The organism is Reichenbachiella sp. (assembly GCF_039944555.1).
Taxonomy (GTDB): Bacteria; Bacteroidota; Bacteroidia; order Cytophagales; family Cyclobacteriaceae; genus Reichenbachiella.
The window spans coordinates 613,287-635,457 of the sequence record NZ_JBDUYN010000006.1 but is presented as its reverse complement, the minus strand read 5'-3'; the positions used below and the strand labels follow the sequence as shown (position 1 = coordinate 635,457).

Here is a 22,171-nt window from a genome sequence, read left to right as displayed (position 1 = left end):
AAATGTAGCCTGATACTTTCGGATTGATGCAAATTGTGGCACTACTTATTGCTACTTAACCTATATTCCTACTTCATATAAGCAGAGAAGAATGATAGATGCACCGGTTGTACGATTTAAGGGTACGCACAATACTGATTTCATAAGCGAATTAAGACAGCGCGTTAACAAGTACTTTTTAGATAACAACCTTTCTAAGTTTGGAAACATAAACATGCAGTTGAAAACTGCATTTATGCTAGGGTTGTACTTTATTCCTTTTGTAATTCTGATATTGGGCAGTGTACAGTCATTTGGTACTATGATTGCTCTCTGGTCAGTGATGGCCTTAGGTATGTGTGGTATCGGCTTGGCTGTGATGCATGATGCAAATCATGGAGCCTATTCCAAAAGAAGGGTGGTCAATAATTTATTAGGGTATCTTTTAAATGTAATTGGCTCTTACCATATCACCTGGAAGATTCAGCATAATGTACTGCATCATTCTTCTACCAATGTTCACGAGTATGACGAAGATTTGAACAATCAAATCTTGAGATTTTCTCCTAATCAGAAACACCGCTCAATTAATAAATACCAGGCCTACTATGCGCCGTTTTTGTATGGGTTGCTGTCCCTGTATAAAACCTTTAGCAAAGACTTTGAACAAATTTCAAGATTCAATAGGAATAATCTATTGAAGAGTCAAGGTCTGACTTTAAAAAATGCTATACTCCAAATCACAGTAAATAAACTGTTGTATTTAGGTGCAACTCTACTGTTGCCGATGCTAGTGATGAGTCTACCTTGGTGGCAAATTTTGATTGGCTTTATTACCATGCATTTGATATGTGGGTTGATACTGGCACTGGTATTTCAATCTGCTCATGTCCTTGATAGTACAAATTTTTATAAGGCTGATGAAAATGGGAGTATTGATAACTGCTGGGCCATACACCAACTGAGCACCACAGCTAATTTTGCCAAAAAAGGCAAACTATTTTCCTGGTTGATTGGAGGATTAAATTATCAGGTTGAACACCATTTGTTTCCTAATATTTGCCATGTTCATTATACTGTCATTTCGGATATTGTTAAAAGGACCGCTAATGATTTTAACATTCAATATAACGAATACGCGACTTTTTTCGATGCCATAAAAAGTCATTTTAGGATGCTTCATCGATTGGGGAAAGCGACCTGACAACTACCTATATCGATCGCCGAAACAGAATAGTTGAAACCCACCCTATCATAGCAAACCCAGCTAGTACTAAAAATACAAGCTGATGGCCTAATGCCCCGGGGTTCTCATCGAGCAAGTACCCCATCAAAGGCCCCATAAATATTTCTGGTGTAAATCCTATGACCGAAATAATACCAATGGTTGTCCCGGTAATTGATGGAGAAATGTTGGCTTCCTGAATGAGTGCAAAATACAATCCACGAACGGCATAGACCCCTAAACAGGTAATGAGAATGATAAGCAGGTAATGGTAAGCCGGGTGATTTGGAAGTATACCTGACCCAATAACGAAACCACTCATTGCTGTGAGCAAAAAGCCCCAGCTGATAACTTTTGAACTTTGTCCAATTTTATCTGCCAAGACACCAGCAGTAATAGCCGTTATCACACGCATCCATAGTGCCAAAGTGCCTACTTGAGCAGACTCTACATCGGTATAGCCTAGAACATCTTTTGCCAATAGTGAGAAATCATCTGTTATCTTATAGCCAACATAAGCGCAAACAATGATAATGGCTTGAAACCAGATATTTGGTTTGCGGGCAATTAGGCCCATCTGCTGAAGTGAGATTTTATGAGGTATTGCAGAATCGTCAGATTGAACATTTTTTAAGAAAATCAATATCAATATTCCAATCAATATGACCCAGGCAGAAAAAAAGAAAATAACGAACTGAAAAGCACCTTGTTGCTCGGCTAAAGTGGCCGATACGGTATGCTGTGGGAGATAAAAGGCAAATACTACTACCGCTAGCGAACTGATAAATGCCGCAATAAAGCCACGACCACCGTCAAGAAAGCCAAAAGCTCTGGCTTGAAATTCGTTGCCGCCTAAAGCTCGAGTGGCCTTGATTAAGGCGGCCCAAAAAAGTAGTATGGTGGTTAGTCCCCAAAATGCGTAAAGCCAGGGAAGCGTACCTACAGATTGAGTAAATGCCATAAATAATCCACCCAGGCCGGTTGATAGTAGCGCCCAGGCTATTAAAACGCGAGGAGAGAATCGATCTGCAAGTGGCCCACCAAAAAAATAAGCGGCCATAGCCACGATTCCATAGATTGAAAAGAGTGTGCCTAATTCCAAGTTTGTAATTTCAAAAACACTAAGAAAAGTCGGACGAAAGACCCTGACCAGTACAAATGGCAAAAAGAATACAGATTCCCCGGCGAGCATGAGTAGCAAGAGTTGGAATAACCTTGAAGGTCCAGTTTTAGCCATAGATCTATTTGGGATTGAAACCTTTCAAAACTTCCTTTCGCTCTTCCTCTTTTTTTAATCGTTCGTACACATATGGAGGTGAGGCTCTAACCTTACAATTTTGTGCCATGCAACGTTCGCAGGTGTCGTTGACGAGTTGAGTCTTGATAGCAGTATCATCCAAAAACTTAATCATACTGCGGACCCTGTCATCCAACTTGATCCCTAGAGCCAGGCTATTGTTCATACCTTTAGTGGGAGTAAATGGCTTGGCTAATGAGAGTAACAAAAATTCTTCACCCGTATCTATGTATCGCGCTATTTGAGCTCCACCAATAATTTCACCCGGCTTAGTTTTATGAATTTCTTCGAGTTCGTCCAGCATCGTGATAAACTTCCACCTGCGGCAAAAGTGCTCCTGCAGCGTGGTTCCGCGTGGTTGATTCATTCGAGAGAGATGCATCTCCTTACTGAGATGATAATGGTCTGTGCCAGGCTGGTGGTTGAACTTAAAAAAGAACAATTCATGAAATCCAAAATATTCTGGCAACAGATTGGTCATGCGCTGCAATACCATCTCTGGTGTAGTATTGTAGTGCCGCATGGTGTCGATGAGTATATTCTGATTCCATTGCTCATTTGAGAAAAATTCATGTAGGTCCTCAAGGAAATTTTTTCTGTTGATCAAGACTGCCGACGCGAAGTATGAAGCTTTGAAATCGTTCAATACTTGGTCGAAATTATCAATTTTCACCCAAGGCGTGGCTGTGTTTCTCTGTTTGAATTTTAGATAGTTGAATCCAACTTCCTTAGCTAAATAGAAGGCACGCTGACGCTGGCTAAGTTCGCTATTCAATACCAGTTTCTTTCGACGTTTCTCTTGAATCATCAAGCTTCGAAGATCACTCAATGAAGAATGTTCTGTGAAATCGTTGCTGACCAATTTGTAATTGTATTTTTCGATCAAATAATTCTCAAATTCAGATTCCGGAATATACTTACCGGCAAGGAGTTTAATCTCTTTACTAAAAGTCTCTGCCGCCTCTTCGATTTCAGCAAAATGATTCTCATGAATTTCCTGATAAGAACGTAGTACAGAGAAATAAAAGGTTTCAACACGTACATCATAATTGCGACTCACCTCTAACAGAGTGCCAATAAATGCATTGAGTTTGGATGGAGCATTAGATAACAAATCGAGTAAACGGGACAATTCCAAACCGAATAGATCAAGGGGCAACTCGGACAAAATACCTGAATGCAACAGTTGGGAAACGGGAGCTAGTTTCTTATTTAATATTTCGGATTTGAGTTCGGTGGGTTTTACTTTGAGAGCGTCTGCAAGCGCTATGAGTTTATCGGTCTTGGGATATTTTTTACCTTTTTCTATCTCATTCAAATACGAAACTGATATACCCGATAGATCGGACAGTTGCTGCAAAGACAATTCGTGGTTCTGCCGCAATTGGCGAAGTTTGATTCCAAATATGAGTTTAATGTATTCCTTGTTCAATGCCATAATAAGGCATCAAATTAAGCAGATATATTGAAATTGGGTTAAATCAGTTGCTGGTCTTTATTAAAAAGTTTGATCAAACCGACCAAATGAGAAAAAAGAACGGCTGGCACTATAAAACCTGGGAGCAAAATAAATGGAAAGTAAAACACCGCAACGTTAGGTTGATCGAAAGCAAAACGCTGAATTGGTGTAGGTGCAGCCAGAATGGCGTGCCCAACTATATTGATTAATAAACCAAGTGTGATAAAATTCCAAAGAATGGCAGCAATACGCCTCTTACTACGCAAACCAACTAAGAAAATAGCTACAAAAGGAGCGGTTATACCGGATAAAATATCATAATTGATACCCTCAAAAGTCAGTAAAAAAGGAACTAATTGATTGACTGCCAACCACCACAAGACAATTTCTACTGGCACTCGAACGATGTGCAGATAGGTTAGTGTCGTAATTGGAATGCGAACTACATAGTCACGTGATTTTTTTACAGATAGCACAACGATGATGCCAATTACAGGTGGTAATAGTACAAAAATTAATCTCGGAGGCATGGCATCAAAAACCAAAAAGAAACTATTTAAAGCCAGAGTGATTAATGCAAATAACCAACCTACTATGATGATGGATGCAATGATTGCATGATTATCATTTTTTCTCGCTTGGGCGAGTTTTATGCCATAATAAAGAAACCCAAAGGTGGCAACAGCGGTTGTCAGGAAAACCCCACTGATGTAGGAGGGAAGTTCACTCATAAGGTTTTTAATGATGTAGAACTAAGTTAATAATTATCTTGATATGTTTGTTAGTCCGCATATTTTTTTTGAATAGGATAAATACCTGAAAATTGATTGATAGTAACCACTGGAAGACATTTACGCAAGAATTACGGGAAGCGCTCAAGGCAGAATCTCTAGGTAAAAGCGCCCAGATGGAAATGGCTCCTTTGCCAGATGTCTCGCAACGGTTCGATCGGGAAAGTGCCAAAAAAGCTCGACAAAGTGCCGTAATGATTCTTCTTTACCAGGATACCGGAATTGTTAAATTTCCACTAATCGTCAGGCCGCAATACCCTGGTGTTCATAGTGGACAAGTAGCCCTGCCGGGTGGGAAATATGAAGATGCAGATCAGCATCTGGTTCAAACTGCACTTCGTGAAACCTGGGAAGAAATAGGTGTAGCTATGAATGAAATAGAGGTTTTGGGTGAACTTTCAGAGCTATATGTACCTCCAAGCAATTTTAACATATTACCTGTGGTAGGAATACTTTCGTGTACTCCAGAATTTATACTCCAAGAGAAGGAGGTAGAAGAATTGGTCATTGCCGATCTGAGTGTCTTAAATGATAAAACCAAAAGAAAGCAAAAACAAATGACTTTCTACAGTGGAATCCATGTGGATGTACCTTATTTCGACATCCAGGAAAAGGTAGTTTGGGGTGCTACAGCTATGATTTTAAGCGAATTTGCAAAAATAATTAACAATATAAACAGTCAGAAATGAATGAGTCTTCAGCGATGATCACTAATGATGCAGTGGTATTTGGTCTTTTAATGGTTTTATTAGGATTTGTGTTCAAAACAAATGCTTCAGGACACCCATTTTGGAAGAAATTTTACGGCATATTCCCAACAGTATTAGTCTGTTATTTTCTGCCATCAGTCTTTAATTCCTTGGGTATTATTGATGGCAACAACTCCAGTCTCTATTTTGTAGCTTCAAGATATATGTTACCGGCCGCGTTAGTGTTGTTGACATTAAGCACTGATTTTAAGGAAATTAAAAAGTTGGGATCCAAGGCGATTATTATGTTTCTCACTGGAACATTGGGAATTGTTATCGGCGGCCCGATTGCGCTGTTGGTTATTGGCTGGATAGCTCCTGATGTAATTGGAGCAAGTGCAAGTGAGGTATGGAGAGGTATGACCACCGTGGCGGGCAGTTGGATTGGAGGGAGCGCCAACCAGGCAGCGATGAAAGAAGTCTTTGAGGTGAATGACCTGATTTTCTCTAAAATGGTCACGGTTGATATTTTGGTTGCCAATGTTTGGATGGCCGTCTTACTGATCGGTGCCGGAAAGTCCAAAGTCGTTGATAAAATGTTTAATGCGGACTCATCCGCTATAGATGATGTAAAGAAAAGAATTGAGCAATATAGCGCGAGCATAGCCAAAATGCCTTCATTAACAGATCTCATGGTCATATTGGCTATTGGATCAGGAGCTACTGGCCTGGCACATTTACTCAGTGATATCATTGCCCCGTTTCTTGCTACGAACTATCCGGGATTGGCAACATATAGTTTGACTAGCGGTTTCTTTTGGATAGTTGTAATAGCAACAGCAATCGGTTTGAGCCTGTCCTTCACAAAATACAGAGATCTCGAAGGTGTAGGGTCTACCAGAGTGGGTAGCGCCTTTATTTACGTTATTATAGCAACGATAGGCATGCACATGGACGTAATGGCAATTTTTGAATCACCAGGGCTGTTTTTGGTAGGTATCATTTGGATGTTGGTGCATGTGATTATGCTGCTTGGAGTAGCCAAACTCATTAAGGCTCCTTTCTTTTTTGTGGCTGTAGGTAGTCAGGCCAATGTGGGAGGTGCCGCGTCAGCACCTGTAGTGGCTGCAGCATTTCACCCTTCTCTTGCCCCGGTTGGGGTATTACTTGCAGTACTAGGGTATACTTTAGGTACTTATGCTGCATATATCTGTGGACTTTTGATGCAAATCGCGTCAGGGGGTTGATATCTAAAATCCGGTAAGAACTTTTTTTCGTAGATACGTGTATCTACATATATTAATTGTTATTAGGTAATGAAATTTGGAATTTTGATAATGGTGGTGCTTTTCGCCATGGGCTGTAGCGATAATCAGGAGGTGGATTGTGAGTTGTCTGATCTGGAACTTACAGTTTCCGGAAATATTAACGCTGATTGTAATACTGGAGCTAATATTATTCTGGATGCAATTGGCGGCGCAGGTCCCTATTTGTATCGATTCGATGGATCGCCTTTTCAGGATTTATCAACATTCGATGGAGTACCTCTTGGGGGGCCATTCCTGGCGGTGGTTCAAGATGCCAATGGTTGTGAAATTAGTTTGGAAGTTTCAGTGACCGGTGATGAGAATACGGTATCATTTGAAGTAGAAAAAACCTCAGCGGGATGTGGCACCGCCCAGGGAAGTGTTTCCATTACCGCGCAGGGAGGGGATGGAAGCTATACTTATAAAGTTGATGATGGAGCTTTTGGCGATATCAGCACCTTTACCGGACTGGAGGCTGGAACCTATCGTCTAAGTGTAAGTGATGCTACTGGTTGTGTAAATGTAAAAGGTATTAGGGTTTTGTCTGGAATCAGCTATGAATCCAGTGTAAGACCCATCATCATTGCGAGTTGTGCTACCACCGGTTGCCACGTGAGCGGTACTGGCAGGGTAGATTTGACTATATTTAACAATGTGCAATCAAATGCATCTTCCATCAAAACAAGGGTTTTGAACAAAAGCATGCCTAAGGATGGTTCAATAACAGATGCTGAAATCGAAGCGATTGTGTGCTGGGTAGATGATGGAGGACTAAACAATTAAATGAACGACACCAACAATGAAAAGACTATTCATACTTCCTATTCTTATTAGCATATGTTTTTCGTCATTTGCTCAAAAATTTATAAGTGACCAAAGTCGCATTAGGTTTTACTCAAGTGCACCGGTAGAAGATATCGAAGCGATTAATGAACAATCCAAGAGTGTGATTGATCTTGAAAGCGGCGCCTTCGCTTTTACCGTGCCCAGCAATCAGTTTCAGTTCAAAAAAAAATTAATGCAAGAGCATTTCAATGAAAACTATATGGAGTCTGAAAAATTCCCAAAATCAACATTTACCGGTAAGGTGAAAAATTGGGATGAGCTCAAAGGTGAGGAGAAGATAATCGCATCGGGAGAACTTACCATTCATGGTGTAACTAAGACTGTAGATATTCCCGCAACGCTTATAACCCAAACAGATCGGTTGATAGTGGATGGTGTTTTTCCTATCGCTTTGGCTGAGTATAAAATTAAAATACCAAAAGCTCTCTTCTATAATATTGCTGATACTGTCGAGGTAACGGTGTATTTTGAATACAAACCTTTTGTTAAATAGATTATCAATTATGAAATTCATTTTATCCGCCCTATTACTTTTCGCATTCCCTTCCTTCGCCCAAGAGGATCTCATGTCTTTGATCGATGATGATGAGAAGACACAGACAGTGGAATCAACATTCAAAAGCACCAGATTGATCAGTGGACAAACCACCGAAACTCGGTCTGCAGGTATTCTGGACTTTGTGATTTCTCACCGATTTGGTAGAGTAAACGAGGGCATAGAACAGTTTTATGGCTTGGATGACTCTCAGATTCGGCTCGGATTGGACTATGGTATAACAGATAAACTAAATATTGGGATAGGACGCTCTTCTTTTCAGAAAATCGTGGATGGTATGATAAAATATAAGGTATTGACCCAGCAGACCGGAACTAAATCTGTACCTATTTCTTTGGTAGCCTTTGCAAGTCTTGCTATTAAAACTGGGTCTGGGGCATTTAGCAACCCTAATGCTGATAACCCATTTGGGGATCGCTTGTATTATACGTTTCAGGCGTTGGTTTCTCGTAAATTCAACACCAATTTCTCACTTCAACTGATGCCTACTTTTGTGCACCGCAACTTAGTACCCTCCAGTGCCTATCCAAATGATATAATTGCATTTGGCGTGGGCGGTCGATATAAAATCACGAAGAGGATTGCTATCAATGCAGAGTATTTCCCGCAGTTGACCGAAAAAGCAACTGGGACTTACGACGCACTATCATTCGGTGTCGATATAGAAACAGGTGGTCATGTCTTCCAGGTTCACATAACTAATTCCCGATCTATGATAGAGCAGGGATTTGTTTCTGAAACGACAGGCAACTGGGGGGATGGCGATATTCATATTGGGTTTAATATATCGAGGGTTTTTGATTTGTCACCCAATAAATAAAACCAATCGCTAATGATTTTAATCGCAGGGCGATAGCCCATTGGGTTTTTTTCCCGATCCTTGGATCGAAGATATGAGCCAATGCAAAAGTTAATACCCTGTCAGCTTGCTGTGGGGATTGTTTATTGCCCTGTTTATTTTATCCCGGAAATAAATAAAAGGTTGTTTTCTACTTTGACACTCGAACAATTTCCCAATCTTTGGAAACCAAAATCGAGAAACAAACAAATGGAAAGACAGGCATATAGAATTGACAAAGTTGGTTCTACTTCAAATCTCAAATTAGTTACTGAATCATTGCAAGAACCTGAGGCCAATGAAGTCCAGGTGGAAGTGCATGCCATCGGGCTCAATTTTGCAGATATCTTTGCCGTTCATGGATTATACAGTGCCACGCCTAAAGGCAGTTTTGTGCCTGGATTAGAATTCTCTGGCATTATAACCAAAGTAGGCGAGGAGGTTACCAAATACAAAGCAGGAGACCGCGTGATGGGAGTGACCCGTTTTGGTGGATATGCTAACCATTTGAATATCGACGATAGGCATATTGTACCGTTGGGCGATGATTGGTCTTATGAAGAAGGCGCGGCCTATTTAGTGCAGGGAATGACCGCATACTATGCCCTGGTTTCACTTGGAGGATTACAAAAAAACCATACTGTTCTAATTCATAGTGGGGCAGGAGGAGTAGGTATCATGGCTAATCGCATTGCCAAGTGCTATGATGCCTATACCATCGGCACCATTGGCAATAGTAAGAAAATGAGTGTGCTGGAAACAGAGGGATTTGATGGCAAAATCATTCGTAGCAAGCAATTTGGAGCAGATCTCGAAAAACAACTCGATGGAAGAGATTTGAATCTGATCGTGGAAACAATTGGTGGTGAAATATTTAAGGCAGGGTATAATCTACTCGCGCCTCAAGGGCGAATGGTTGTTGTTGGTGCATCCCAATTTGCTTCTCCAGGTTCTCGGCCTAACTTTATCAAATTGTTGTGGAAATTTCTGACAAGACCAAAAATAGATCCACAGCAGATGATTCAGGAGAATCGATCAGTTATGGGATTCAATTTGATCTGGCTCTACGAAAAAGTAGACGTGATGGACGATATTCTGAAAGAAATGAGCGAGCTAGACCTGGGCAAACCAATGGTAGGTCAGGTATTTGAATTTGAAGAAATGCACCAGGCAATAAAATTGTTTCAAAGTGGTAAATCGACCGGGAAAGTAGTAGTAAAGACAAAAGTATGATCATAGCCATAGATATCGGGAACACTGACGTGGTGGTTGGTTTTTATGATAGCAAGTGGAGGCATTTGTTTCGTGTAGCGAGCAATCTTGAAATGGCACCTGCAGAATATGAAAAACGACTTCGCGCTTTTTTTTTGGAGGAGGAGGTTGACTTAGAGGGTGTTTCTGGTGTTATTTTAAGCAGTGTGGTACCAGACCTTACCACAGTGATTCAGTCGGTATTCGAACAATTATACGATGGAAACATCGTGATGGTAGATGGTGAGCTTTTATCCAAACTGTCACTGGGAAGCATCAATCCTTATGAATTAGGTTCAGACCTGGCTGCCAATGCTGTTGGAGCTTTCGATTTATATAAACAATCGGCCATTGTGGTAGATTTTGGAACCGCATTGACGTTTACAAGCGTGGATGATCAGGGGAAGGTCTTAGGAGTGGCCATTTCGCCTGGTGTAAAGACTGCAATGAAATCATTATCATCTAATACAGCTCGTTTACCCGAAATTCCCTTGGAAATCCCTAAAAAAGCAATTGGAAACAATACGGTCGAGTCTATGCAATCAGGGATTATGCAGGGCTATGTTGGGCTCGTTAGACATATGGTGGCTCAGATAGAATTGGAGATGGGTACTAGCCCTAAAGTGATTGCTACAGGGGGGTTATCCTTTATTTTTGAGCCACTGCACGACTTGTTCGATGATGTGGAAGTGAATTTAACCTTGAATGGATTAAGGGTAATCTTATCGCGGTTAAATTGAGTTTAGTGCCTGTAGTCTGGTTTCCTCTCTTCGAATTTTGCCTGAATCAGTTTTGATAAATTCTTTAACTGTAAGCATGAATTTTGGAATGTGATACTTCGAAAATGATTGCTCAACTACCTTTTGTACTCTCTCAAATCCATCAATTGAAAGAGGTTCTCCTTCTGTGATTAAACAGCACGTTGACCCAAGAACTTCGTCTTTTATCCAACTTATCAAATAATTCGTTTTAAGTTGAAGTTTACTCGTAATCGTCATTTCCAGTTGTTCAGGATGGATTTTCACCCCTCCTGAATTGATCACATGATCTGCTCTTCCTAACCATCTAAACTGATTCTCGCTAAAAATCTCAACAATATCGTTTGTTTGAACCCATTGGTTGTTGGTTACTTTTCCCTTTACATTCAGACATTTATCTGCGTTGGAATCGATGCTGACCCCGGGTAGCACCTCAAAGCGAGCCTCTGTGAAATTACCTTTTATTCGCATTAGAGCAATATGGCTGAGCGTTTCTGTCATGCCGTAGGTCACATAGATGTTAGTATCAAGACTTGTCAGTCTTTCGAATGCCGATTGAGAAAGTGGTGCTCCACCGATGAGTACATTGTTAATTTCACTTAACCTGTCGATATTCCCTTCATCAATCATTTTATAAATCTGGATCGGAACGAAAGAAGCAAAATCTATTTGAGAACTAATACCCTTTAAAGGGTTAGCTGTGGGCCTCTCCAATATTAGGTTCATGTCTAGGATCAGACATCTGGCCACCATCATCACGGCGGCAATAAAATTAGGATCGAGCGATGATAAAACCTGGAGATTGCTTTTTAGAGATAAATATTGAGAAGTTGCCTCTACACTTGCAACTATTTGTTTGCGATCGACATCAATAATTTTGGGGGATCCGGTAGAGCCGGAAGTTAGTAATTGAAAGGAGTTACTTTTGTTCTGCCAATCCAAGATGAAGCGAATGAGCCTCGAACTTTCCGGATAGACTTTTTGAAGCTCACTTAGGTTACTTAACTGATATTCGGAACCTTCGAAAACTATTTTCATCTTTAGGAAGTATTAGTACTTGAATTATATTCTTCAAATATCAAAAAAAAACCATTACCAAACTTGATAATTTTATATCAGATCAGAATGTATTATGTTTGAAATTGCAATGTAAGCTAAAGGCTTATCGAGTTTGGGAAAAATATAGAATGTTAGATAATCAGGTCAATTTACTCGTCCAGAGGATAATAAATAAAGAAAAGGCGGCCTTCGAAATTGTTTTTAATGAATACTATAAAGCACTTTGTAATTATGCTTTTAGGTTCTTAGACGAGTACGAGGAGGCTGAGGAGATCGTACAGGATGTATTTGTGAAGTTTTGGGAAAAGTGCGATACAATTGCTGAGGACTCATCTCTTAAATCCTACCTGTACAGATCTGTGCACAATACTTGTCTGAATCACCTTAAACATCTAAAGGTCCGTGATTCTTATCGACAGCATATTATCGAGCAAATGGATCATGCAGAAGAAATTAAATACCAAGCCGATGAAGATAGAAACGTACAGGCTGAAATTTACAAAGCCATAGATGAATTGCCTCCACAGTGCCAAAAAATATTTAAACTCAGTAGATTTGAAGGATTAAAGTATCAGGAAATAGCCGATCACATGGGGCTTTCCATTAAGACCATAGAGGTACAGATGGGAAAGGCATTGCGTGTACTGCGAGAAAGCCTGAAAGAATTTAGACGATAGTTACACCCAAAAATAGTATGATCAAGCGCCTGGCATATATGTTGAGCTGTGTGCTGCCTTTGGCGGTTGGTCTTATGATCTCATCTACTGAGTGCAATGCTCAAAAAAGGGTGCTGAGTAAAAAACTTCAAATTGACTTGCGTGAGGTGACCATCGACAGTGCACTAAATTATATTAGTTACAAAACGAATGTTTTTTTCTCATACAGTTCCGACATTATTGACGAGCGCCAAAGATTTACGATAGCCTACGAGGAAGCCAATTTGGAAGCGGTTCTACACCAGTTATTATTAGGAACCGGAGTGGAGTATACTATTATCAATGGACAAATTATACTTTTCAAAAGTAAGGCTTCTTCAAAGGCCCAATACTTTTTCGAGACAGTAAATGTTAGGGGAAACGTAAGAGATGTAGAAACCAATGAGCCAATTCCGGGAATTAATGTCTATGTAGCAGGTACACTAAAAGGAAGTTCGACAGACATTAATGGAAATTTTGAGCTAAAAGGACTTAGCCCTGGAAAGTATGAGATTGTGTTTTCTCACATTGTCTATAACCTGGCACATACTTTAGTTACTGTAGAAGGCGATCAGCAATTCGTTCACATTCCTATCAAGCTAGAACCAAAAATCACCCAACTGCAAGACGTTGAAGTAGTTGCCAATAGTGAGACTCAGAAAAATTGGCATAAGGGATTTAAAGTTTTTGAGGAAGAGTTTTTTGGAAATACACAAAATGCAGGGAAGTGTAGTATTCTGAATCCAGAAGTACTCAATATTGAATACGATAGAAACAGTGGAGAACTTAAAGCCACAGCTGATGAACCATTGATAATAGAAAACCTCGCGTTGGGATATAGGATTAATTATATTCTCGAATTATTCGAGCACACACCAACAGTAACACGGTTATTGGGGATTTCCAACTTTGAAGAACTTCCAGTCAATAATAATGCTGAAAGAAAGCGAATCATTCGAAACCGTCAGAAGAGTTATCAAGGCTCAATGACTCATTTTTTGAGATCACTAACCAATGGCAAATTGAAGAAAGAAGGATTTGTCATAGACGAGGTAAACGAGTTGCCAAGTTCGATTAATAATTCATATTTTGAATTGCCAGCTAAACTGCACGCTGACAGAGAACAATTTGCCTTCGACAATACACTAAAGTTTACTAAATATCTGTTAGTAATTTATACCAAGGAATATGAGAGCTCGGCCTATGTTTTCGATCAGTTGCAAATGGCGAATCAAGATGCAGCAGCGTTTAATAATTCTCTGGTAGGAATCAATAGAAATGTCGGCCAAATGTCATTTATCAAATTAAATTTACCAGTGGTCACAATTAACTCAAAGGGCTTTTTTAACGAACCATTGGCTGTTACAACATACGGTTACTGGTCCTGGGAGAGAGTTGCAGAGTATATGCCTTTTGAATATTCGCCATGATGTATAAATTTGTCATTGCTTGTTATAGGGGTTGTATTTGGATGACTTGTTAATAAAGCGATATAAACCGTAAATATGGAAGAGCAGTTAGTAAAATATTTTTCCGGAAACCTTCCTCCTGAAGAAGTCCGAAAAATTGATGTGTGGAGAAGTGAGTGCGATGAGAATGCTTCTGAGTTTCTAGAATACCATCAGGCATGGAAGTTTAGTAATTTGCCTGAAGTCGATTCTAAGGCTGCATTAAGTTCTATTATGAATAGAATTGAGGCCAACGATGGAAGGAAGGAAACTATTAGTAGATCTGGTTTTGGAACATACTTTAAATATGCCGCGATAGCTGTATTAGGTATAGGACTCGCATTTTTTGGAAGCAAACAATACGATAGTACTCCAGAGCAGTTGGCCATCGAAGCAGTTGATAACCTGGAGATAATAGCCCTTCCCGATGGTTCCGTAGTAACGTTGAGCGAGAACTCTGTACTTACCTATGATAATGATTTTAGCGGAGATTCAAGAAACGTAACCTTGAAAGGTAAAGCATTTTTTGATATCAGCAGAGATGAAAACCGTCCCTTTATTGTTAATACTGATCAGTCTAAAATAGAAGTCTTAGGGACGTCATTTTTAGTTAATACCGCTGGGGTTAATTCAAGTACTGAGGTGGTTGTGAAGACTGGACGGGTAGCCGTAAGTAAAAAGGTGACCAAAAAGGCTAAAACTGTGGAATTGGTAGCAGGAGAAGTAGGCCGATTAGATGCGGATGCTATGGTATTCGAAAAGTCAACAATAGCAAACTATAATTATTTAGCCTGGAAGACTAAGCTTATCGAATTTAACAATGAAGATTTGAGAACAGTTTTAGATGTTCTTGGAGATGTATATGGTGTGAATATTATTGTTTCTGATGAGAAGATATACAATTGTCAAATGTCTGCGAAATTTGACAATCAACCTATGGACTCTGTTCTGGAAATTGTAAGTCGTACCTTCAACTTGGAACTAACAAAATCCGGAAGCAAAGAATTTTATCTATCTGGAGAAGGGTGCATTGTGGTTCCCTAAATAAAGTATTCAGCAAGCCATAGAAATTATTATATTGCAATTCCAGTCATTTCGACTGGAATTTTTTTATGCCTATAATGAAAAAAATATTTGGATTAATATTTCTGTTCACCATTTTGGGTTTCGGGCTAGTTGCCCAAAATTCTTCCTCAATTGATTCTTCTGTTCAAGTCATAGATTCAGTTGCATATGACAATACTGGATCGGTCGACTCTCTTCAGGAAAATCAACTCAAATCCAATGTAAGGGCCAATTTGCTCACCTTGGAAGGCGATGAGAATCAAGGGTCAAGTATTTGGACGGTGGCTAGGGGTGTATTGGGTATGTTTGTACTCATTTTCATTGCATGGGTATTCAGCTCTGATAGAAAAGCAATTTCGTGGAAGGTAGTTGGTATCGGGTTAGCAATACAGCTTGGTTTGGCCCTCTCTATACTTCATATTCCGCTTGTACGTGGTCTTTTTGAAGTAGTTGGAAAAATATTTACTAAGATTCTGGATTTTACAAAAATCGGCAGCGAATTTTTATTCAGAGGGTTTATGGATATCGATTCGTATGGGTTTGTATTTGCTTTGCAGATACTTCCGACAGTAATTTTCTTTTCTGCGATTACAAGTGTTCTGTTCTATTTGGGTATCATTCAGAAAGTGGTTTATGCATTGGCTTGGTTGATGACTAAGGCAATGAAATTGAGTGGAGCTGAGAGTTTAAGCGTAGCCGGCAATATATTTCTGGGACAGACTGAAGCTCCTCTAATGATCAAGGCATATTTGGATCAAATGAATAAATCGGAAATGTTGCTCGTAATGACGGGTGGCATGGCCACGGTAGCCGGAGGAGTCCTTGCTGCATATATTGGCTTTCTCGGTGGTGATGATCCTGTACAGCGACTAATTTTTGCAAAACACTTACTTGCTGCGTCAATTATGGCCGCTCCTGGTGCCGTAGTGATTTCAAAAGTTCTAATTCCTCAAACACAAGATATCAATCAGCATGTTGCGGTGAGTAATTTAAATGTTGGAAGTAATTTGTTGGATGCCATGTCTAATGGTACTACAGAAGGGTTGAAACTAGCACTGAATATAGGCGCTATGTTATTGGTATTTTTTGCTTTTCTGGCTATGATTAACTTTGGTTTAGGTGAGTTAGGGTCTTTGTTAGGGTTAAATGAATTGATTACTTCTGCTACAAATGGAAATTATTCAGGGCTGAGTTTCGAGTTTATTCTTGGTTACACATTTGCACCGATTATGTGGCTTATAGGTGTTGCTTCAGAAGATGTTACCCTAGTAGGCAGGCTATTAGGAGAAAAATTGATCGCCAGTGAATTCGTTGGCTATGAGAGTCTCGCCAGCTTAAAAAGTGAAGGTGCTTTTGTCAGTTCGAGATCAATTATAATGTCTACCTATATGCTTTGTGGCTTTGCGAATTTCGCGTCCATAGGCATTCAGATCGGAGGGATTGGGGGCCTTGCCCCCTCTCAAAGAGTTTTACTATCACAGCTCGGTTTAAGAGCGCTATTAGGAGGTACATTGGCTTCTTTGCTTTCGGCTACAGTCGTAGGAATGCTAGTATAGTTTAGGTAAAAAAGCCCTCTATCTGAGAGGGCTAAAAAGTAGCTTTTCAACTATTTATTATTCGTACTTTGAATTTGGTACCGGCTCACCGGACATGATTTCTTCATTGGCAAAGTCTCTATACTTTTTGAAATTTTCAACAAATTGTCTGGCCAAGTCATTGGCTTTTTTATAATACCCTTGGTCGTTTTTCCAAGTTTCTCGTGGGCTAAGCACTTCGGAGGGAACCTCGGGACAAGTCAATGGGATTTGTACTCCAAAAATAGAGTGTGTTCTAAAACCAACGTTATCTAACGTGCCATTAAGTGCAGCAGTAATCATGGCTCTTGTGTATTTCAATTTCATTCTAGATCCTACACCGTAAGGTCCACCCGTCCACCCGGTATTAATTAGCCATACGTTGACATCATACTTCTCCATTTTTTCGCCGAGCATTTCTGCATATTTGGTTGGGTGAAGTGGTAAAAATGGAGCTCCAAAACAAGCACTAAAAGCTGTTTGAGGTTCAGTAATTCCAGCCTCTGTTCCAGCTACCTTTGCCGTATATCCAGAGATGAAGTGGTACATAGCCTGCCCTTTTGTCATTTTGGAAACAGGCGGGATAACACCAAAGGCATCGCATGTCAGGAAGAAAATATTCTTAGGTATCCCGCCAATAGAGGGCACTACTGCATTCGATATGTGGTTAATCGGGTATGCGGTTCTGGTATTTTCAGTTACTGATACGTTGGAGTAATCAACAGTTGTACTTTGTTCCTGAAACCTGGTATTTTCTACAATTGCACCAAATTTTATTGCATCAAATATTTCTGGCTCTTTTTCTCTCGTAAGATCAATAACTTTTGCATAACAACCTCCTTCAAAATTGAATACGTTATCTTCTGTCCAACCATGTTCGTCATCGCCGATCAAACCTCTGTTTGGGTCTGCAGATAAGGTTGTCTTGCCAGTACCGGATAGGCCAAAAAATATGGAAGTATCGTGGTGCTTTTTGCCAATATTGGCAGAACAGTGCATAGAGAGAACACCTCTTTCTTGAGGAAGGATATAATTAAGAACTGAGAATATCCCTTTCTTCATTTCTCCTGCGTAAGCCGTTCCTCCGATCAAAATCATTCTCTTAGTGAGATTAATGATCGCAAAGTTACTTTGTCTAGTACCATCTACTTCAGGGTCAGCTTCGAATTCGGGGGCGCAAATAATTGTGAAGTTAGGGTCAAATTCTTTCAGTTTGTATTGCTCCGGTCTTAGGAACATGTTGTTACAGAACAGATTTTGCCAAGCCAGGGTATTAATTACTCTCAGGTTTAGTCTATAGGTCTTATCGGCTCCGGCGTATGCATCTCGTACATAAAGATCTTTATCTTCAAGAAAGGCAACCATTTTTTGATGAAGCCGATCAAATTGATCCTCAGAGATTGGAATATTGACATTCCCCCACCATACGGTGTCTCTGGTTTTGTCATCTTCCACAATGAAACGATCTTTAGGAGAGCGACCGGTGAATTTACCAGTATCACACATTAAGGCACCTGTATCTGTAATTCTACCTTCATTATTTTTAATGGCCTCCTCTACTAGTTCAGCAGGTGTTAGATTCCAGTGTATGCTTTTGGCTTTTTTGATGCCTGAAGTTTCGATACCATTTGCAGTCGGTATCAATCCATATTGATGCATATTTAAACGGTTTTGGGTTATACTATCTTGGCGCGAAATTAACTGATTTATGGGTGCTAAAAAATGATTTGCAAAAGATATTTAAACGAGGGATAGTGCAAATTTAAAATAGGACAATTGGAGGGAAAAATTGAATGTATCTTAGGGTAGGTAGAAATACCTATGATATAGGAGATTTCTTTTAGTTGTTCTCTTCATTTAGTCTTGGATAGTACGGTTTATTTTATTTATGTTTGGTTTTTAATTTAGTAGCTCAGGATCAAGGTTGAGTTTTTAGAGGATGAATGGAGTGTCCTATTAAAACTTTAAAAAGTTATATTTTACGCTATGCAATTCTTGGAAAAGTCTAATTTTTCTTGGAATAGGATAGAATAAAATTTATATTAAAAGATTATATAACACTTAAACAAACTCGGAACTTTGCTACAGTCATTTCTAGCGTTTCTTGGAGGCGAACCCGGCGAGGAAAAACCAATGCTTCTTTTATTAGGCCAGGGTTTTTTCATGGGTGTATTGATAGCTACCTATACAGTAGGTGCCGAGACTCTATTTCTATCAACGGTTGGAGAACACTACTTGGCTAGAGCCATTTTCCTGTCTGGGGTGATGGGAATATTGAGTGCCGGTCTTTATGTTCAGTTCCAAAAGAAGATCAACTTCTCAACTCTGTTGCTAACAATTGCCTTCTTGGTCTTTTTGTTTATTGCGGGTATTCGAGGAGCTTTTTGGTATACTGATTATAGGACAGACCATTTGGGATTTCACTATTTACCCTTTGCACTTTTTGTGATGATGGGTCCTGTGATCTCTATTACTGTCCTTGCTTTCTGGGGTGTTTTTGGTCGAATTTGGGATTTGAAGCAAGCCAAAAGAATCATCGGAGGGATTGATACCGGTCAACTTGTTGCTACCATGATTGCCTTCTTTTCAATTCCGGTATTGTCCGCAATCGGAATGATTGACGAGACACATGATTTATTGCTGTTGTCAACGATGGCAGCTTTCGGCATTTTGATTTTTTCAATTCTAATTGTTAAGGATTTTAATCTTGATTCAGCAACCAAAATAAGACCATCTGACGCTAAGGTCAGGAAAATTACATATTTGGACTTGTTTAAGGACAAGTATCTGAGAATGCTATGTATTTTTATGGTCTTTTCAATGGCGTCTGCCGTGTTTGCAAACTTTGTATATTATTCGGCAACCGAGATCATGTACCCTGATGAGAAGGAGTTGAGAACGTTCTTATCGTTTACCAATGGTACTGTAATGGTACTTAGCTTTATCATTCAGAGTTTCATAAATGATATCATAATAGGTAAATATGGACTAAGGGTATCACTCATGGTAATGCCTCTCATTCTGGCACTTTTTACCTTAGGGGCGATTTTTTCTGGACACCTCTTTGTATATGATATAAAAACAGATGACTTCCTATTCTTTTTTATTTTCCTTGTAGTAGGTAAGGTGTTTACGTCCTCACTTAAGGACGCTCTTGAAAACCCAGCATTCAAACTGTTCTTCCTACCATTTGATGTTAAGATTAGATTTGATATCCAGTCAAGAATTGAAGGTGTTGTGAATGAAATAGCAGTGTTAGCTGCTGGTGCACTTCAAATAGCTTTGGGTACATTGACTTTCTTTAAGCTGATACACTATGCCTATTTTATTATGGTATTGGCTGCACTGATAATATTTTATGCCGGCAAACTCTTTACTGAATATAAGATTGAACTAAAAAAGACTTTGGAGGATCAAAAGTCCAAATTGAAAGGCTCTGGCACTCGAAATGATCATAATACTGTCAATGTATTGAAAACAGAACTGCGCAAACGAGACCCAGAAAGAATCATGAATGCGCTGAAACTTCTGGAGCGCATGGAACCCATCATGCTTGATTATTCATTATTGGATTTTATTAGGTCTGAATACAAGCACATTAGAATTTATGCCTACAGGCGACTCGGGGAAATGAGGAGCTTTAATACATTAGAAATTCTTGCCAGGGAAATAAGGAAAGAAGATGATGATGAGGTCAAGAGAATTGGAATTGAAACCATCAAGCTTTTAAAAGAAATGGTTGATTATGAGCTAACAGAAACGGGAATTAAGAAGTTAGTTCGCTCCACAGACATACGTGATAGAATATATGCAGCACGTGTATTGGCCAAGCTCGATGATGACAAATTTGTACCATTTCTTGTAGAACTTCTCCGAGATATCAATCCTACTGTGAGACGAGCTGCCATGGTAAGTTCTGGAAAGCTGAAAAGACCTGAATTCTGGTCTATTCTGATAGAAAATCTTCATATTCCTAGCTACAGTAACGTCGCAGATTCAGCCTTAATTTCATCGGGTGAAACGATGTTTCACGCTATTGATTCAGCATTCTATAAAACAGGCCAGGAATTGGACGCCATGATTCGTATCATGCAGATATTTGGAAAAGTAGGAGGTCGACAGGCCACCGAAATGCTATGGAAGAAAATAGATTTTCCTGATAAGAATATAATTTCCGAATTACTTCTGTCTCTCAGTTATATCGGATTTGAAGCAAAAGATTTTCAAGCCGCCAGAATAAAATTGGCTATTGAAAGTACCATCAGTGACTTAACCTGGAATATAAAGGCGCTCCTGGAAATACCTAGGGACGATTTTTTTGATAGACTCATTATAAAGGCCTTCGAAGAAGAGAATAAGAAGAACTACGAGCATCTGTTTATGCTACTAGCTATGATTTACGATTCACAGAGTATCAAGCTAGTACGAGATAACATTGAAGTTGGTACTACAGACAGTGTTTCGTTCGGTATAGAGATGTTAGGCATATTTGTGGACGAGATACTTCGTCCAAAACTTACAGCTGTTCTCGATGATGACGATCCGAAAGAAAAGCTTGACAAATTGCATGATTTTTATCCGCCTGAAAGCTTCGAAGATTATGCCGATTTGTTGTTGCAGATAGTAAATCGCGACTATAACAATATTAATAAATGGACTAAGTGTCTGGCCATGTACAAATTGACCCAAATAAGAGGTCACAAGGTTAGTGATGATTTGGTTGCAAATTTATTTAATCCAGACAGTACCTTGGTACAGACCGCGGCAGCTGTTATTTATAAGTTAGATTCAGAACAATATCAATACCACACTAAAAGACTTAAGAGTTCCGTAAAGAAAAAGTTAGACAAAGCCATAGTTCCACCAGTTTTCAAATCCAGCGAAGAAAAATTTCATACAAAGCTTCTGGTCGTTGAGAGGGCTGTTTTATTGAAGCAAATCCCGTCTTTTATGGATATACCTGGTATTATCCTGTTAGATCTGGCTAAGCGATTTGAAGAAATAATGGTGGAACCTAATGTTGCTATAATGGAACAAGGTGATTCAGGAGATGCACCAGTCTATATAGTGATTAAGGGAAAATTGACTGTATCTTACGAAAATGGAGATACAAAAGAACTTTCTGAAAAAGATATAATAGGTCATAAATTAATACTTGCTTCTGATGTATGTCCATATTCTTTGACTACTGTCACTGAATGTTTGCTTTTGACTATTGACAAAGCAGAGTTATATGACGCAGTGTCAAGAAATATTGAGATGGTGGATGGGATATTGACAATTGTCAACGAAGCAGAAATTGAAGAAGAAATAGAATCGATATTTCACTAAACC

Annotated in this window: 18 protein-coding genes; 13 read left to right on the top strand and 5 right to left on the bottom strand. The window is 39.4% G+C overall.

Annotated features, from left to right (window positions below; translation table 11 throughout):
- The first annotated feature begins 91 nt into the window (after positions 1-91).
- Positions 92-1,183, top strand: coding sequence for an acyl-CoA desaturase (locus ABJD64_RS07185; protein ID WP_348180006.1), 1,092 nt, complete (start codon positions 92-94; stop codon positions 1,181-1,183).
- A 7-nt stretch (positions 1,184-1,190) separates the two neighbouring features.
- Here ABJD64_RS07185 and ABJD64_RS07180 read toward each other — a convergent pair whose 3' ends face one another.
- From ABJD64_RS07180 to ABJD64_RS07170, 3 genes are read right to left on the bottom strand one after another with little or no spacing between them, the layout of a single operon-like run.
- Positions 1,191-2,441, bottom strand: coding sequence for an MFS transporter (locus ABJD64_RS07180; RefSeq protein WP_348180005.1), 1,251 nt, complete (start codon positions 2,439-2,441; stop codon positions 1,191-1,193).
- A 4-nt stretch (positions 2,442-2,445) separates the two neighbouring features.
- Positions 2,446-3,939, bottom strand: a complete 1,494-nt coding sequence (locus ABJD64_RS07175; protein WP_348180004.1) for an XRE family transcriptional regulator — start codon at positions 3,937-3,939, stop codon at positions 2,446-2,448.
- A gap of 38 nt (positions 3,940-3,977) precedes the next feature.
- Complete coding sequence (locus ABJD64_RS07170) at positions 3,978-4,691, bottom strand: hypothetical protein (protein ID WP_348180002.1); 714 nt, start codon at positions 4,689-4,691, stop codon at positions 3,978-3,980.
- A 92-nt stretch (positions 4,692-4,783) separates the two neighbouring features.
- On the opposite strand from ABJD64_RS07170, the gene ABJD64_RS07165 reads away from it, so the two are divergent.
- From ABJD64_RS07165 to ABJD64_RS07135, 7 genes are all read left to right on the top strand, one after another.
- Positions 4,784-5,440, top strand: a complete 657-nt coding sequence (locus ABJD64_RS07165; protein WP_348180000.1) for a CoA pyrophosphatase — start codon at positions 4,784-4,786, stop codon at positions 5,438-5,440.
- Positions 5,437-6,687, top strand: a complete 1,251-nt coding sequence (locus tag ABJD64_RS07160) for a DUF819 family protein (RefSeq protein WP_348179998.1) — start codon at positions 5,437-5,439, stop codon at positions 6,685-6,687. The genes ABJD64_RS07165 and ABJD64_RS07160 overlap by 4 nt, the downstream gene beginning before the upstream one ends.
- Positions 6,688-6,756: 69 nt before the next feature.
- On the top strand, positions 6,757-7,530 hold the full coding sequence (locus tag ABJD64_RS07155; protein WP_348179997.1) for a hypothetical protein: 774 nt from the start codon (positions 6,757-6,759) through the stop codon (positions 7,528-7,530).
- A 16-nt stretch (positions 7,531-7,546) separates the two neighbouring features.
- Entirely contained in the window at positions 7,547-8,086 is a 540-nt protein-coding gene (locus ABJD64_RS07150) for a YceI family protein (protein WP_348179996.1), read from the top strand.
- Positions 8,087-8,096: 10 nt separating this feature from the next.
- A complete protein-coding gene (locus ABJD64_RS07145) occupies positions 8,097-8,969 on the top strand; it encodes a DUF5777 family beta-barrel protein (RefSeq protein ID WP_348179994.1) in 873 nt (290 codons plus the stop codon).
- A gap of 81 nt (positions 8,970-9,050) precedes the next feature.
- Positions 9,051-10,220, top strand: a complete 1,170-nt coding sequence (locus ABJD64_RS07140) for a zinc-binding dehydrogenase (protein WP_348179993.1) — start codon at positions 9,051-9,053, stop codon at positions 10,218-10,220.
- Positions 10,217-10,978, top strand: a complete 762-nt coding sequence (locus tag ABJD64_RS07135; RefSeq protein ID WP_348179992.1) for a type III pantothenate kinase — start codon at positions 10,217-10,219, stop codon at positions 10,976-10,978. Before ABJD64_RS07140 ends, ABJD64_RS07135 begins: the two co-directional genes overlap by 4 nt.
- Here ABJD64_RS07135 and ABJD64_RS07130 read toward each other — a convergent pair.
- Complete coding sequence (locus ABJD64_RS07130; protein WP_348179991.1) at positions 10,970-12,034, bottom strand: AMP-binding protein; 1,065 nt, start codon at positions 12,032-12,034, stop codon at positions 10,970-10,972. The genes ABJD64_RS07135 and ABJD64_RS07130 overlap by 9 nt on opposite strands.
- A gap of 98 nt (positions 12,035-12,132) precedes the next feature.
- On the opposite strand from ABJD64_RS07130, the gene ABJD64_RS07125 reads away from it, so the two are divergent.
- The 4 genes from ABJD64_RS07125 (at position 12,133) to ABJD64_RS07110 (ending at position 16,819) form a co-directional block, all read left to right on the top strand.
- Positions 12,133-12,732 carry an RNA polymerase sigma-70 factor gene (locus ABJD64_RS07125; protein ID WP_348194976.1) on the top strand — a complete coding sequence of 200 codons (600 nt, stop codon included), beginning with the start codon at positions 12,133-12,135 and terminating at the stop codon, positions 12,730-12,732.
- A 17-nt stretch (positions 12,733-12,749) separates the two neighbouring features.
- On the top strand, positions 12,750-14,180 hold the full coding sequence (locus tag ABJD64_RS07120; protein ID WP_348179987.1) for a carboxypeptidase-like regulatory domain-containing protein: 1,431 nt from the start codon (positions 12,750-12,752) through the stop codon (positions 14,178-14,180).
- A 75-nt stretch (positions 14,181-14,255) separates the two neighbouring features.
- Positions 14,256-15,242 carry a FecR domain-containing protein gene (locus tag ABJD64_RS07115; protein ID WP_348179985.1) on the top strand — a complete coding sequence of 329 codons (987 nt, stop codon included), beginning with the start codon at positions 14,256-14,258 and terminating at the stop codon, positions 15,240-15,242.
- Positions 15,243-15,319: 77 nt separating this feature from the next.
- Entirely contained in the window at positions 15,320-16,819 is a 1,500-nt protein-coding gene (locus tag ABJD64_RS07110) for a nucleoside transporter C-terminal domain-containing protein (protein ID WP_348179983.1), read from the top strand.
- Between the two features lie 57 nt (positions 16,820-16,876).
- Here the strand turns inward: ABJD64_RS07110 and pckA are convergent, their stop codons facing one another.
- Complete coding sequence (gene pckA, locus ABJD64_RS07105; RefSeq protein ID WP_348179981.1) at positions 16,877-18,496, bottom strand: phosphoenolpyruvate carboxykinase (ATP); 1,620 nt, start codon at positions 18,494-18,496, stop codon at positions 16,877-16,879.
- A 420-nt stretch (positions 18,497-18,916) separates the two neighbouring features.
- Here pckA and ABJD64_RS07100 point away from each other — a divergent pair, with 420 nt between their 5' ends.
- A complete protein-coding gene (locus ABJD64_RS07100; protein WP_348179979.1) occupies positions 18,917-22,168 on the top strand; it encodes a HEAT repeat domain-containing protein in 3,252 nt (1,083 codons plus the stop codon).
- Positions 22,169-22,171: the final 3 nt, after the last annotated feature.

Coding starts and splice junctions, on each gene's coding strand:
- ABJD64_RS07185 (WP_348180006.1), top strand. CDS start 92: ATGATAGATGCACCGGTTGTACGATTTAAGGGTACGCACAATACTGAT.
- ABJD64_RS07180 (WP_348180005.1), bottom strand. CDS start 2,441: ATGGCTAAAACTGGACCTTCAAGGTTATTCCAACTCTTGCTACTCATG.
- ABJD64_RS07175 (WP_348180004.1), bottom strand. CDS start 3,939: ATGGCATTGAACAAGGAATACATTAAACTCATATTTGGAATCAAACTT.
- ABJD64_RS07170 (WP_348180002.1), bottom strand. CDS start 4,691: ATGAGTGAACTTCCCTCCTACATCAGTGGGGTTTTCCTGACAACCGCT.
- ABJD64_RS07160 (WP_348179998.1), top strand. CDS start 5,437: ATGAATGAGTCTTCAGCGATGATCACTAATGATGCAGTGGTATTTGGT.
- ABJD64_RS07155 (WP_348179997.1), top strand. CDS start 6,757: ATGAAATTTGGAATTTTGATAATGGTGGTGCTTTTCGCCATGGGCTGT.
- ABJD64_RS07150 (WP_348179996.1), top strand. CDS start 7,547: ATGAAAAGACTATTCATACTTCCTATTCTTATTAGCATATGTTTTTCG.
- ABJD64_RS07145 (WP_348179994.1), top strand. CDS start 8,097: ATGAAATTCATTTTATCCGCCCTATTACTTTTCGCATTCCCTTCCTTC.
- ABJD64_RS07140 (WP_348179993.1), top strand. CDS start 9,051: ATGCAAAAGTTAATACCCTGTCAGCTTGCTGTGGGGATTGTTTATTGC.
- ABJD64_RS07135 (WP_348179992.1), top strand. CDS start 10,217: ATGATCATAGCCATAGATATCGGGAACACTGACGTGGTGGTTGGTTTT.
- ABJD64_RS07130 (WP_348179991.1), bottom strand. CDS start 12,034: ATGAAAATAGTTTTCGAAGGTTCCGAATATCAGTTAAGTAACCTAAGT.
- ABJD64_RS07120 (WP_348179987.1), top strand. CDS start 12,750: ATGATCAAGCGCCTGGCATATATGTTGAGCTGTGTGCTGCCTTTGGCG.
- ABJD64_RS07115 (WP_348179985.1), top strand. CDS start 14,256: ATGGAAGAGCAGTTAGTAAAATATTTTTCCGGAAACCTTCCTCCTGAA.
- ABJD64_RS07110 (WP_348179983.1), top strand. CDS start 15,320: ATGAAAAAAATATTTGGATTAATATTTCTGTTCACCATTTTGGGTTTC.
- pckA (WP_348179981.1), bottom strand. CDS start 18,496: ATGCATCAATATGGATTGATACCGACTGCAAATGGTATCGAAACTTCA.